The sequence below is a fragment of the Paenibacillus sp. JT31N11 genome (assembly GCF_056269285.1).
This window is the reverse complement of record NZ_JBWDNQ010000001.1, coordinates 1,397,228-1,410,770: the sequence shown is the minus strand read 5'-3', so window position 1 is coordinate 1,410,770 and position 13,543 is coordinate 1,397,228. Positions and strand designations below refer to the sequence as shown.

12 protein-coding genes are annotated in these 13,543 nt (G+C 51.2%); 1 reads left to right on the top strand and 11 read right to left on the bottom strand.

Annotated features, from left to right (window positions below; genetic code table 11):
- Window positions 1-39: 39 nt before the first annotated feature.
- The 11 genes from AC0YNV_RS06195 to AC0YNV_RS06145 form a co-directional block, all read right to left on the bottom strand.
- Window positions 40-1,260, bottom strand: coding sequence for an MFS transporter (locus AC0YNV_RS06195; RefSeq protein ID WP_475766721.1), 1,221 nt, complete (start codon window positions 1,258-1,260; stop codon window positions 40-42).
- Window positions 1,247-2,428: an MGDG synthase family glycosyltransferase gene (locus AC0YNV_RS06190; protein ID WP_475766719.1), complete on the bottom strand. Its 1,182-nt coding sequence runs from the start codon at window positions 2,426-2,428 to the stop codon at window positions 1,247-1,249. The genes AC0YNV_RS06195 and AC0YNV_RS06190 overlap by 14 nt, the downstream gene beginning before the upstream one ends.
- Before the next feature lie 133 nt (window positions 2,429-2,561).
- Window positions 2,562-3,371 (bottom strand): type II pantothenate kinase, encoded by an 810-nt coding sequence (gene coaW, locus AC0YNV_RS06185; RefSeq protein ID WP_475766717.1) that lies wholly within the window; start codon window positions 3,369-3,371, stop codon window positions 2,562-2,564.
- A gap of 208 nt (window positions 3,372-3,579) precedes the next feature.
- Window positions 3,580-4,611 carry a zinc-dependent alcohol dehydrogenase gene (locus AC0YNV_RS06180; protein ID WP_475766715.1) on the bottom strand — a complete coding sequence of 344 codons (1,032 nt, stop codon included), beginning with the start codon at window positions 4,609-4,611 and terminating at the stop codon, window positions 3,580-3,582.
- Window positions 4,612-4,688: 77 nt separating this feature from the next.
- Window positions 4,689-5,681 (bottom strand): hydroxyacid dehydrogenase, encoded by a 993-nt coding sequence (locus AC0YNV_RS06175; RefSeq protein ID WP_475766713.1) that lies wholly within the window; start codon window positions 5,679-5,681, stop codon window positions 4,689-4,691.
- Between the two features lie 33 nt (window positions 5,682-5,714).
- Window positions 5,715-6,743, bottom strand: coding sequence for a Gfo/Idh/MocA family protein (locus AC0YNV_RS06170; RefSeq protein ID WP_475766711.1), 1,029 nt, complete (start codon window positions 6,741-6,743; stop codon window positions 5,715-5,717).
- Between the two features lie 26 nt (window positions 6,744-6,769).
- Window positions 6,770-8,302 carry a type 2 periplasmic-binding domain-containing protein gene (locus AC0YNV_RS06165; protein ID WP_475766709.1) on the bottom strand — a complete coding sequence of 511 codons (1,533 nt, stop codon included), beginning with the start codon at window positions 8,300-8,302 and terminating at the stop codon, window positions 6,770-6,772.
- Window positions 8,303-8,331: 29 nt separating this feature from the next.
- On the bottom strand, window positions 8,332-9,213 hold the full coding sequence (locus AC0YNV_RS06160; RefSeq protein ID WP_210046010.1) for a carbohydrate ABC transporter permease: 882 nt from the start codon (window positions 9,211-9,213) through the stop codon (window positions 8,332-8,334).
- Window positions 9,214-9,237: 24 nt separating this feature from the next.
- A complete protein-coding gene (locus AC0YNV_RS06155) occupies window positions 9,238-10,158 on the bottom strand; it encodes an ABC transporter permease (RefSeq protein WP_475767313.1) in 921 nt (306 codons plus the stop codon).
- 96 nt (window positions 10,159-10,254) lie between these two features.
- Complete coding sequence (locus AC0YNV_RS06150; protein WP_475766707.1) at window positions 10,255-11,055, bottom strand: sugar phosphate isomerase/epimerase family protein; 801 nt, start codon at window positions 11,053-11,055, stop codon at window positions 10,255-10,257.
- 30 nt (window positions 11,056-11,085) lie between these two features.
- Window positions 11,086-12,024, bottom strand: coding sequence for a sugar phosphate isomerase/epimerase family protein (locus AC0YNV_RS06145; RefSeq protein ID WP_475766705.1), 939 nt, complete (start codon window positions 12,022-12,024; stop codon window positions 11,086-11,088).
- A 215-nt stretch (window positions 12,025-12,239) separates the two neighbouring features.
- Here AC0YNV_RS06145 and AC0YNV_RS06140 point away from each other — a divergent pair, with 215 nt between their 5' ends.
- Entirely contained in the window at window positions 12,240-13,445 is a 1,206-nt protein-coding gene (locus AC0YNV_RS06140) for an ROK family protein (protein WP_475766703.1), read from the top strand.
- Window positions 13,446-13,543: the final 98 nt, after the last annotated feature.

Genomic DNA, 13,543 nt, shown 5'->3' with positions numbered 1-13,543 from the left:
GAGCAGCATCTCCGCTGCTCTTCTTTATGCTTTTATCATTCAATTTCCGTTTCCGGTTAATGCCCGCACCGCTGCGCATCGGAATAACCGGGAGGGCGAGAAGGCATAAATGAGGCCGATCACGGCGAACAGAAAAGCGCTGACCACGAAGGGAAGAGTGAGATGCCCCCCGCCTGCCAGCCAGCTTCCCAGCAGCGGTCCAAAGACGATCCCGAGTCCCTCCACGGACGAGAAAATCCCCCACCCCATTCCTTTGGAGTTCTCCGGCACGTAGCCCGCCAGCAATGAATTCCAGGCCGGAAGCAGCGCGGCATAGGCAATTCCAAGCCCGAGCGCAACCAATTCTGCGGCCAGGAATGTCTTCACTTGAGTCAAGCCATAGAGAGCAAGCGCGAAGGCTCCGAAGCTGCCCGACAGGAACCATTTGCCTCCGAGCTTGTCGTATACCCTGCCCAGCGGAATGAGCAAAACAATCACGCTTGCGCCGCCGGTCATTAACAGAATCGAAAATTGGGTATGGGAGAACGCGAGATGATCAACGGCAAAAGAAGATATAACGGGTACAAGCATGCCTCCGGCCAGCGTTTGGAGCAGCATTCCGGGCAGCAGGAACCCGCCCGTTCTCATTTTACGCCAAAGACCTGTCAATTGCTGACGGAGCGGAGCTTTGTCTTGAGCAGCTGCATTGATCTCTATCGCTGCAGTCCCGACCAGCGCCCAGCCCGCGATACAAAGGCAGAATATAACTGCGAAGGCCGTGCCATAGCCGATATCCATCACATATCCGATCAGGACGGGTCCCAGCCCCAGCCCTGCCAGCCAATAGATATAGAGCTTTCCCATCTGCGCCGCGCGGTTCTCTTCCTCAATCTGGCCAAGGCAGATGAGCCATAGAGGCGAGAAGCCTGCGCCGATCAAACACGCCCCGGCCAGGAACGCCCAGACGCCCGGTGCCGTCATCAGGAGTCCAATGCCCAATAAGGACATTAAGAACCCGACATTCAGGACCATCCGCGGCGGCAGCTTATCGAGCAAATATCCGACGAAGCCTTTTAGCAGAGAATCGATTAAATACTGCAAGGATACGGCCGTTCCGATGACGGAAAGAGAGAAACCGAGGCGGGATGAGCCGTAAGACGGAAGCAATACCACAAGTAAAGCTCCCCGGATGAGCTCCACGAGAAACAGCGCCAATACGAACCTGTGGAACAGGTTTTTCATGCCCGCGCCCAGTCTTGCCTGCCCGTTAACGATATCCATGGACCCGGACCGCCTTTCGGCTCGCCCGAACCGTAACTGCAGGAATAGGGAGATCAGTCTGCTGCGTTACCCGGATGACCTCGTCCGCTATCGTGCGGGCGGCCTCAGGGCGGTAGAGAGCTTGCATCGCTGCGCGGATCCGGTACCAATTCGGCAATTTCTGCATAAGCAGGAGTTCTTTTGTCAAGTCGCCTGGGCTATTCGCAATCCGAACGGCGCCCCTTGCGGATAGCGTCTCCGCATTGCCCTGCTCCTGCCCTGGCAGCGGACGGTAGACGATTGCGGGCAGGGACAGACTCAGGGCTTCAGACAACGTGAGTCCTCCGGCTTTGGTCAGCAGGCAGGTGGAAACGGCCATCAATTCTTCCATATAACTAACGTATCCCAGAATGATCACCCGGGGATCCTCTCCGAAGATGGCCATCAAATGGTCATGCAGCTTCTGGTTGCGCCCGCAAACGATGATTAAATGAAAGTCCGTGCTTCTGAGCGCCTCTTTGGTTACCCGCTCGACATCCGCCAAAACGCCAAAAGCCCCCGCACTGACTAACGCAAACTTCGAACGCGGATTCAGACCATGCTTTCGGAACAAATTTTCTTTGGACAGCGGTTTTTCGAAAGCCTCCCGGACAGGGATGCCGGAAACGATAATGCGGCTGCCTCCGATTCCAGCTGCGAGCAGCTCCTGCTTCAACGCTTCAGTCGCGACGAAATAACGGTCGGTATGCTCATGCAGCCATCTTGTATGGAGTACGAAATCGGTAATGACGGTAAACGTCGGAATGGTGAAAACTTCTTCATCCTTTAAAATCTCCGTCCCGAGGAATGGAAAAGTGTGGACAACCGCATCCGGCTTGATCCGCTTGATGATCTCCTTGAGCTTGCCCTTGCCGATCTGGTGAATCAGTTTGTTGTGAGTCTCATCCGCCTTGACCCGGTTCGTCCTGCTGTACATATAGCCGTAAGCGCCGGGAAGCCAGGACATGCTTTTTATATAACAATACCGGGAGAAAGCGTTCCATACAGGGTGGGCCTCCGCGAGCGGATCAACCAGATGAACCTTGTGGACTCCCATGGATGCCAGCCGGTTCTTGATCGCTAGGGACGCCTGAATATGCCCTTCGCCGAAAGAAGAATAAAGAATTAAGATGCACGGATCTTTTTTCATGGGATCAGCTTCCTCTCGGGATAATCAGACTTCATATCCCTACTTTAATCCCCGATCATAACCCCTATGTGAACAAATTTTTAAATGATTGTTAAGCTTTGCTTTCATTTGCAGGAACAGCTTGGCCGGTTGGTCATATAAGAGACAATAATGCTCCAATGGCTCCACAATACTCGCCATTCTCAATAAACAAGGGTGAGGCCCCTCTCAGCTTCGTATACCGTTTTACAACATCCTGAAGAAGGTCATTCCCGATGAAGGTGGAGCCGATGAAAATAACAGATGAAACTCTGCATTGGCCGGCAGCAAGAACGCTGACTGTCGCTGCCGTTTCCCCCACCAGCCCCATTACGGAAGCCAGCCGTTCTTCCTCCGTCAAATCGTCTATGGATGCCAACTGCAGAACATGACCGAAATTACTTGCTGTCAAATCACCCGGAATTGGAGGCTCAGCCCCCTCGTAAATATGACTTACCTTCAGATCTATCCGTTCTCGGGCGCCCTTGGCTGCCAGCTGTACAATTTCTTCATAGTCTGATAAACCGGTTAACAGCCTCGATAATCCCAATATGGTTCCGCCCCCGACCCCCGTTCCGCCGATCCGCTGCTGCTTGTCGCCTTCCACATGGTGAATCGATGTGCCCGTACCCACATTGGTCAGGATGTAGGATTCCTCGGATATCGCGTTCCTGGCGAGAAGAAAACGCACCCCGCTGCAAGTTGCCTCGAACTCGACCATCTCTGCGGCCTTTTGATTTATTTTGGATTGTAATAACGCTGCTTTGCCTCCGGTCATGCATATCCTGGCGTTCCCCTGCTCGTTGATCCATGCGGCTGCCTCTTCCATCCGGGCTACGGGGAATTTTTTGAATTCGGGCGAGCCCTTCTTCATCCAGGCGACCTTGATCAGCGTGCCGCCGGCATCAATTCCAATATTCATCATGAAGTTCACTTCGCTTCCCTTTGCTCTGGCATGAATAGTATTCCCAATGCTGGATCCATAGCTTCATTGTAGCTCTTAGGGCGAGCTCTAAGTCAATAGGACCACGACAGCAAGAAAAAAAGCCGCTGATTCAGCGGCCCTTCATGAATTATATCCGTTTATTCGGGGGAATGCCAGCCGATCCGGTCAACCAGCCTATCTCACGGGATTATATCACTTCGCAGTCAACCATAACGTGAATGGTATCTCCTTTATGCTCATTCCTCAGCTGGAATGCCCGGGCGATCTCGGCAAGCGGAACGATGTGGGTAATCATTTCCCCCGTGTTGACAAGTCCGTTACGGACCAGCCGCAGTCCTTCATCGAAGTAGCGCCTGTTGTCTATGTCGCGCTTAGGTTCCGTAGACAGAATATCCAGCCGTTTTTTGTGGACCTTGAAGAAATCCACCGGTTTATGACAGGTGCCGATGCAGCCGTACATCACAATACGTCCGTTCTGCGCGGCTGCGTTAACCGCATCAACCATCCCTGCTCCTTCCAGCAGGCAAGGAATGACCACGTCAAAGCCGTCCGGAAAATCTGCCCCCACGATATCCATTGTATCCGCATGTTCATGAGGGATTTTATACGTATGAGTGGCGCCGTATTTGCGTGCAAGCGCCAATTTCTCCTCAAACAGATCCGTCACGACCAAATTCCTCGGGCTAAACATATGGATCACCTGCGTCATCACCAATCCGCTCACGCCCTGCCCTGTGATCAGCACATTCTTATTGGGGGAAATGTCCCCAAGTTCCGCCGCATGGATAATACCGGGAAGCACCTCGATCAGCGAGCCCTCGATCAAGGGCATGTCTGCGGGCAGAACCTTAAGGGAAAAAGGGGTGCAGCATACATATTCGGCGAATGCCCCCCAGACATACCGCAAAGCAGCATGATCTCCTTCCTTGACACCAATGACATGGGGTCCGACCTTATCTACAATCCCTGCAACTTCATGTCCCAGCCTGGTAGGGTACGAAATAAATTCAGGCTCTCGCGCACCGCGGAATACTTCAACATCGCTTCCGCAAATCCCGACCCACTTGACCTTGATGCGCACTTCGCCTTCCTTGGGTTCCGGGATCAAGGCCCGCCTGATGCTAATCTCACCAATCGCGTCCATAACGGCGCACATCTGAGTTCCGGGACCCTCGTATTCTACCAGTTCCATGGGAGGAACGGCCATTTTCGTTACCATCTGTATATGTCTCCTTCCGATAGGACAGAATGCTGTCATTCTGGAACTTCAGCCACTTCTCCGGCTTTTGCCGCCAATCAGGCCATCACTTCCCACATTTTTTCGGTTACTTCATAAGCTGTCTTTTCTCCGCGCTGGCTTCTGATGATATCCTCGACCACTTCCCCCATCAAAGCCAGATGTCCTTGAACCGAGGCTCCGGCAATATGGGGAGTCAGCAGTACATTCGGCAGCGACCGGATCGGATGATCCGCAGCGAGAGGCTCCTTCTCAAACACATCCAGTGCGGCAAAGAAACGCCCGCTTTGCAGCTCTTCCATAAAAGCTTGCTCATCCACCACAGGACCTCTGGACGAGTTGATGAAGACCGCGCCATCCGGAATAAGCGCCAATAATTCCCGGGTAAGCATTCTTTCCGTAGCGGGCAGCTTCGGCGCATGCACTGAAATAATCGGACAGCTCATGACCTCATCCAACGCTGCCTTTCTGGCGTTCAACCGGGCAGCCCCTTCTTCCGTCAAATAGGGATCATAGATAAGAACATTGACCTGAAACGGTGCAAGCAGCTTGATGAAGGCGCGAGCCGTCGAGCTGGCGGAAATAATCCCGACGGTACTGCCTGTAAGCTCGCTTCCCTTCATACCGGCGATCTTCCATTTCCCTTCCCGCATCGAAGAATCGAAGGCCGGCAAAAACCGCAGTGATGCAAGCAGCGCCGCCAGGCAGTATTCCCCCACACTTTGCGCGATCCTCGGGGCCGCCGAGAAGACTTTGACCCCCCGGGAGAAAATCTGCTTCGGGACAAGATTCTTCACCGTTCCGGCCGCATGGCCAATGACGCGGAGCTTGACGGCCTTCTCCAGCATTTCGTCTGTAAGACCGGGGGAGCCCCAACTGGTAATAATCGCTTCCGCATCGGCAACCAGCGCTGATAGCTCTTCCTGTGTATAATCGCGTCCTGTCTCATTCCATACCGGTTCGAAATATTCATACAGTCTCGCACGGCAATCCTCCGAGCAGACTTCATCCAGACGTGATTGCGGTGAAAGCACCAATGTTTTCAACTTCATGGCAATAGTCCTCCTTCATTTTCCCCTCAAGGATTAAAGCTGCACGACCTGACCGGTCCGCATCGATTCAAAGCAGCCATCCATGATCTTCATGACCTGGATCATTTCCCGGCCTGAAGCCAGCGGCTCACGTTCCTCTTGTATGGCATCGGCGAATTCCTCCAGCTGCCATCTGAAATTAGAGAAGGTGCTCTCACAGGCTTCCAGCAGTTCTCCGTTCAAACGCAGCTCATATTCGTCCTTCAGGTGCAAGAGGCCGTTCGAGCCGATTAAATATCGGTCATAGATGCTGTTCTGCGTAGACCAGATACGCTGTCCTGTCAAACCGACTTCATCGGTAGGCCGGCTGCCCGCATTGAATGACATCAGCACATTCGCCATCCGGCCTTCGCCAAAATTCAGGGAAATGGCAACCTCATCCTCCCCCTTCCAATTCGGGTTGTTGGAGTGACCCTGAGCATAGACCGATTGCGGAACTCTGCCATAAGCCCATTGAATGTAATCAAGAATATGGCTTCCCCAAAGCGGGATGATAAAGCCGCCGATTTTCGATTCATCCTTCCACCAATCGGCTGCAGGCTTATCCATATGTGCCAGAAGCAGCGCATTGATATTGATCAGATCACCTATTGCTTTCTCTCTCACCTGGCGGATCGACTCCATTACCGGTTTATAAAAACGGCGGCTTTGCCCGATCATTAAGGTGACGTTATTGGCTTTTGCGGCCTCAACCATCTCCTTGGCTTCCTGCACATTCATCGCCATCGGCTTCTCGACCAGCACATGCTTGCCAGCCTGGAGCGCCTTAATTGAATACTCCGCGTGCATATCATGCGGCAGAAGCAGCAGGAAAGCATCGATATCCGGATCGCTTATCGCATCGTCATAGGACGTGTACGTCTTTACCCCCTCCCACTGATTCGCTTCCTGCCGCAGTTTACCTTCATCACGGGTTACCAGCGCAGCCAAATCAATTATGTCAGCCAGCTCCCTGACCGCCGGAAGATGGGATTTTGATACACGCCCCAATCCGACAACGGCCAATCGCAGTTTTTGCAGCATATGCCTTTCGACTCCTTCAGATTTGTTTATTTGCCGTTTTTCCTATTCTGGTAAGCCTCGTTGAACTCATCGATCATCTTCATGTAATTCGCATCCGCTTTGAACGAATTAACCAGAGCATCCCATGATTCGATCGGCTCTTTGCCCATGATCACTTTAATTTTCATATCGTCCATCTTCTTCTTAAAGTCCGGACCTAATGTCAAATCGATGTCGGACAACAGACCGATTGATACATCCGCTATTCCGTAGTTCGCGCGATCGTCAATGATTTTTTTGTTGCGCTCAAACATCTCCTTCGGCATGCCCACGCGGTAAGCCCACAGGTACGGATCGTACCTAGTGAAGATTTTACCGAACGAGCTTTGCGATGCACTGTCTTTAACCGCTTGTTCGGTTGCCGTTTTGAAGCCGTCGATGATCGTGAAGTGAATATCCTTAAGACCGTAGCAGGCCAATTCAAAGCCTTCCTCGGATGCCCCATAATCCATTAAAGCCAGTATTTTTTTCATTTTAGCTTCAGGGACCGTTTTCGGAATCACATAAAGGCCGGCATATCCGCTGCCTGTCGAAACCATTTTACCTGCCGGGCTTTCAAGATATGTCATCGCCACGAAATCAGCCTTCGGATCAAGCTCTCGCGCCCCTTCCGTAGCACGGTAAACGCCTTCTGTCGTGTCCATTTGGACGCCGGCCTTGCCCGCCTTGGCCATATTCTCAAAATCGGTCGTCTTCAGAACAGCGAAGTCTTCAGGAATTATTTTTTCCTTGTACATTTTGTTGAGATAAATAAGTCCGTCTCTCGTCCCCTGCTCCAGATCGGTGTCAATCAGCTTGCCCCCTGATTCTTTCCACTTCCCGTTGCTGTTGTTGAAAATATCGATGACTTCCTCCCAGCCCTTGCCGTTATATCCGTATGTGTCGGCTTTGCCGTTCTTGTCGGGGTCTTGCTCAACAAATGCCTTTAAGGCCGTATAGAACTCATCCATGGTATGGGGCATTTTCAACCCTACATTATCCAGCCAATCCTGGCGGATATTGAAGAAGCTGCTTCCCTGAAGCGGACGCACGGACGGCAGGATATACTGCTTGCCATCGACTTTTACGCGGTCCATTATTTCCTGCGGGTATTCCGACAGGTTTTTGTAATCCTTCAAATATGGCGTCAAATCCCAAAATGCGCCCTGCTTGATCATGGTGATCGCCTGCGTTTGCTTCATGTCCTTGAGCTTCATCAGATCGGGCATATCGCCCGAGGCCAGCATCACGTTCTGCTTCTCTTCCCATGCGTTTGGCGATGCCCAGGTAATATTGAGCTTGGTGTTCGTGCGTTTCTCGAATTCCCTCGTGACCGGGTTGTCTGCCGCCGGAGGCTCAGGCGTATTGAACTCGGTAAAAATACTGATCTCCGTCGGTTTTTCTTTGTCTGCGGGAGCATTCGCTCCGGAATCCGGGCTGGCGGTACCGCCACTGCAGCCTGACAGGAACGACGCAATCATGACGAATGCCAGCGCTGCAGGCACCGCTTTACGCTTAATGAACTTCCCTTTTCCATTCATACCAAACCCTCCTATTAAATATTCATAGATTATCCCTTCACCGAACCCAGCATTACACCTTTGGCAAAATGCTTTTGCAGGAACGGATAAACACACATGATCGGAATGGTCGCGATGACGACCGCAGCCATTTTCAATGTTTCCGTAGGGATATTTTGTTCAGCCATCATTTCCGCCGCAGAGGCTCCCCCGGCCTGGGTGGAGGAATCGATCAGCATATTGCGCAGGACGAGCTGAAGAGGCCACTTGGTGTAATCGTTAATGTATAAGATCGCGTTGAAGAACGTGTTCCAGTAAGCCACCGCGTAAAATAATCCAAACGCGGCAAGCGCGGGAAGCGACAGCGGAAGCACGATCCGAAAAAAAACGCCGATATCGGTGGAACCGTCGATAACAGCGGATTCCTCCAGCTCCACCGGAATGCTGTCGAAAAAGCTTTTCATCAGGATGACATACCATCCGCTGGTAAGCACCGGCAAAATTAATGACCAAATGCTGTTGATCAGTCCCAAATCGCGGACCAGCAGGTAAGGAGGGATTATGCCCGGACTGAACAAAAGCGTAATGAGAATCATCAGCAAAATGACTCTTCTGCCCTGCAGCCGCTTGCGCGACAAGCCGTAGGCCAGCGCAGCTGTCACTACCAGACTGAGCGCGGTACCGACAACAGCCAGAAACCCGCTGACTAAAGTCGCGTTCTGGAAAGAGGAGGTGGACAACAAGTATTGGTAAGAATCCAATGTCCATTTTTCCGGAAACAGGACATATCCTTGCTTCCGGATGTACTCCGCCGGATCCGTAAAAGATACGGCAAATACATAATAAAGCGGAAAAAGCATGATGATGGAGATGACAGCCAGCACCAAAATATTGGCTGAATCGAATAAACGATCTCCTATGCTTCGTTTCATAATCTCACCCCCGCTGTTTAGCGATTAATAAACGCCTTCTTCACCGAAGCGTTTGGCTATCTTATTGGCTCCTATAACCAGAAGCAGTCCAACCAGGGATTTGAATAAGCCGACAGCGGTACTGAAGCTGAACTGTCCTTGCTGGATGCCCGTTCGATAAACATAGGTTTCAAACACATCCGCGACATCGGACACCGCACCGTTCATCATCAGAAATACTTGCTCGAATCCGACATCCATGATGTGCCCAAGCTTCAATATGAACAAAATGATAATCACACTGCGAATAGCTGGCAGGGTTACGTGCCAAGCCTGACGCAGCCGGTTGGCCCCGTCCATTTTGGCCGCTTCATACTGCTGGGGATCCACGCCGGCGATGGCGGCAAGAAAAATGATCGTCCCCCATCCCGCTTCTTTCCAAATATTCTGAATGGTGAGGAGCAGCCAGAAATTGTTTTCATTGGTGAGAAAGTCATACTTGGCAAACCCTAAGCTGACAAACATCTTATTGATAATGCCCGACGATTGCGACAGGAGCAGGAATGTTATTCCCGCGATAATGACCCACGAAAGAAAGTGAGGCATATACACGACCGATTGAATCCACTTTTTGTAGACCTCACTGCGCAGTTCGTTGAGCAAAAGAGAAAGTAAGATCGGCAGCGGGAAAAAGAACACCAGGTTCAGCAAGCTGATCGCCATCGTGTTTCGGAACAGCAGATAAAAATCCTGGTTGGAAAAAAAGCGGACAAAATGATCAAACCCGACCCATGGGCTATTCATAACACCCATGAAAGGGGAATAATTCTGAAAGGCGATGACTACTCCCCACATGGGAATGTACTTGAATATCACAAAAAACAAGACTCCGGGAGCAATCAGCAAATAAAGAAATTTGTCTCGTTTAAATCCGTTTCTCCTATGCTTCCATCTGCTGACCGGCACGGATTTGGCAGTAGTGCCTAATTGCCATTCATTTTGGGCTGCCACGGTAATTAACCTCCTTTTTAAGAGACTCTGGAGCTTTGGGAATATATTGATTTATGACTCAAAAAGCGACTTCGCGTAAGCAAGATCTTCCGCGATATAACGGTCCTTGTTCTCCAGATCCGTGTACTCCGCAGTCAGGCAGACAACGCCCTTGTAGTTTCGCTGTTTCACATAGCTCGCAATTCGCGGCCAATGCGCCATACCATGCCGGCCGGTAGTGAAATGACGCTTCCACTGGGCTGTTTCGGCTTCAGGTCCATTGCTGCGGTAATAATAACCGTTTTTCAGGTTCACCATTGCCAGATGCGGCCAAACAATCTCCAATCCATATTCAGGCTGCTGGCCTGCGAACGCGTCGTGCGCCGCATCCCAGACGACGCCGACATGGTCGGAGCTAAGCTTATCCATCAAGCGCATAATACCGTTGGAATCGATCACAAAGTTTCCGTAATGCTGCTGGACGCCAACCTTCACGCCATACTTGCCGCATAGCGGGACAAGCTTCTCCAGCTTTCGCCGGGTTCGGTCCTCCGCTGCCTTATATCCGTCCTGATCGATATTGACCATAATCCGGATGACCGGCACTCCAGCCTCCGCACATGCGGCAAAGACAGATTCATCGGTTGAGGCGGCAACGCTGAATATTTTGACGCCGTGTCCACCGAGCAGCCTGGCAAATTCCGGCAGCGTTCTCTGGACGGTTTCAGGCTCAACCTGAAACCCGGCTCGCACGGGAAGCTCGATGCCGTCAAAGCCGATACTGCTTACGAAGCGGGCCAGCTCTTCAGGCGGTTTGTCTTTCCAATGCTTGACAAAGAGTGAGAATGAGAATGGTTTTTCCGGATTTTCCACAGTAGAGCTGCACCTCCTTCGGCCGATTTTTTAAACGCCGATATTTGATTTGGCAATACTGAGCAAATGCTGCACATCATTGTAGCAATGCTGCGCCAGCACAGCGTGTACGGGGAGATCGGAGCCAGGTTTGCTGACACTTTCAACCGTCAGATAACCGCTGTACCCGATTTGCTCCAGACCATGGAACACTTCGTGCCAGTCGATGCCGCCCTGATTAATGAGCCGGTGACAAAAATATTGTTCTTCATACTCGCCTTCTCTCGGTATAACTCTGTGATATCGGCCGATATGCGGAACATAATCGCTATATTCGAATGACCAGGGATACTGCCTTCCTTTCAACAACACGATATCTTTGATATGAACATTAAAGAGGTATGGCTTCAAACGTTTGATCGTTCCTGTACCGTAATCGGCCGGCACCTGATACAGGTTGACCGGGTCCAATATCAGCCCCACATTGCTGCGCCCCACCGCTTCAATAAAGGCGATCGATGAATCCGCATGATCACATAAGGTTCCATGGTGCATTTCAATAACCGTCCGGATATTCCGCTGGCTTGCGGCATCGGCGCATCGTTGAAACCACTTCACCGCTTTTGCATAATCATCCCTGGAAACCTCACTGGAATGCTGGAATCCCGGATTCAATCTCATCATGCCGCAGCCAATCGTTGATGCAAAATTGAGGTAGCGCTCCCATTTCTGAACCTCCGCATGATTCTCCTCCTCTGTGTTACAGGCGAAATTCCCTGCAAATAAAGACAGATTGACAGGTTTGAGACGATTGCCCTCAAGCAGCTCTTTAATCTGCTCGGCCCGTTCTTGCGGAATATGTCCGTCTGCTAGTTCGCCTACACCGCGAATCTCGACGCCTTCATAGCCAATCGCAGCCGCATCCTTCAAAAAATGTTCGATAGTGGAGTCATCATACATATTACCGCCCAATACGATCATCGCTTTCATCCTATCCCCTCCGTAATAGCGCTTACATTTCTGAAGGTATCATAATTTATTCCAGATACTTATGTCAATATATAAATTAAGTTTTGGTTATGAGCGAAATATTGAGACCGATATGGCGAGTAAAGGCAATTTCGCCTTGATCTTTGTTTTGTTTTTTATTAAACTAAACATTAGGTTCAATTAAACCACATAATGATATAGCGATGGTGACGTTCATGATAATTCCTAACAAAAGCGATCAAAAAGGCAGCAAGACCAGCATCATCCAGGCCTTGCGCATGCACGGATCCATGCCCCGGATTAAATTGACCAAAGTAACTGAACTGAGCAGAGCCACCATTTCTTCTACGATTTCCGAGCTTATGGATTGGAATCTTGTAAAAGAAACGGAGAAAGCCCCCTCCACAGGGGGACGCCCTGCCATTTCACTGGAGCTCGTCCCGGGGTCCCATGCTATTATGGGCGCCGATTTAAATGATCAGGTATGGACGCTTGGCGTATTCGATTTACTCGGCAATGTCCTGCATACGACGAAAATACCGGTCAGCTCGTCTCAGCCTGAAGCCGCGATTGATGAATTGACTGATCAAACTTCAAATTTTGTGAAGGAATTCGACAAAGAGGTCATTAAATTGTTCGGTCTGGGTGTGCCAGGCCTTGTTGATACAAGACGAGGTATTATCAGGAGCGCATCGGATTTGGGCTGGTCTAACGTGGACATTGAGGAAATGGTAAATAAAAAGCTTGGTTGGCCTACCGTGGCCATAAACAGGCATCATGCCCGCGGGCTTTCCGAATGCCGGTTTGGCTCTGGAAGCAGCTACAAGCATATGATTTATGTCGGGGTCGGCTCCGGCATAGCTGCCGGAATCTTTAATGACCGGCAGTTGGTGTCCGGTTCCTTCGGCGGGGCCGGCGAGCTCGGACATATTACAGTTGAACCTGATGGACCCGTATGTCCGTGCGGGAATAACGGTTGTCTGCACCTCTATTCTACGGCTTCCGCAATCGAACAGGAAGCCCGCAAACAGCTTCGCTCCGGTCAATATGAAAGCTTGCTGAACGGCGTCATTCCAGGTTACGACCTCCAGCTGCTTCAGGCAAAGGACGTTTGCCTGGCCGCCGACCAGGGCGATGAATTGGCGATGAGAGTCGTGAATCATGCCGCCACCTATCTGGGCATTGCACTGGCTAATCTGGTCAATTTGCTGAATCCCGAAGCTATCATTCTTGGGGGCTCCATACCCAGTATGTGCAGCACTTATGTCCAAACCGCCACAAAAGTTATGAAGCAGCGGTCCATGACGGCTCTCTCTGCCGGAATCGCGGTGGACACCGCCATATTGACAGAGGTCGGCGGCGCTCTCGGCGCAATCAATTATGCGCTTGATCGGCATTTCTCATTTACAATGATCCAGTAAAGACATCCCGTATTATAGCGGCTTCCACACTCTCCTATGTCACGGGCAGCCTTGGACAATGATGGAGCTTACACGAATCGTATCATATCGGCCAGGTC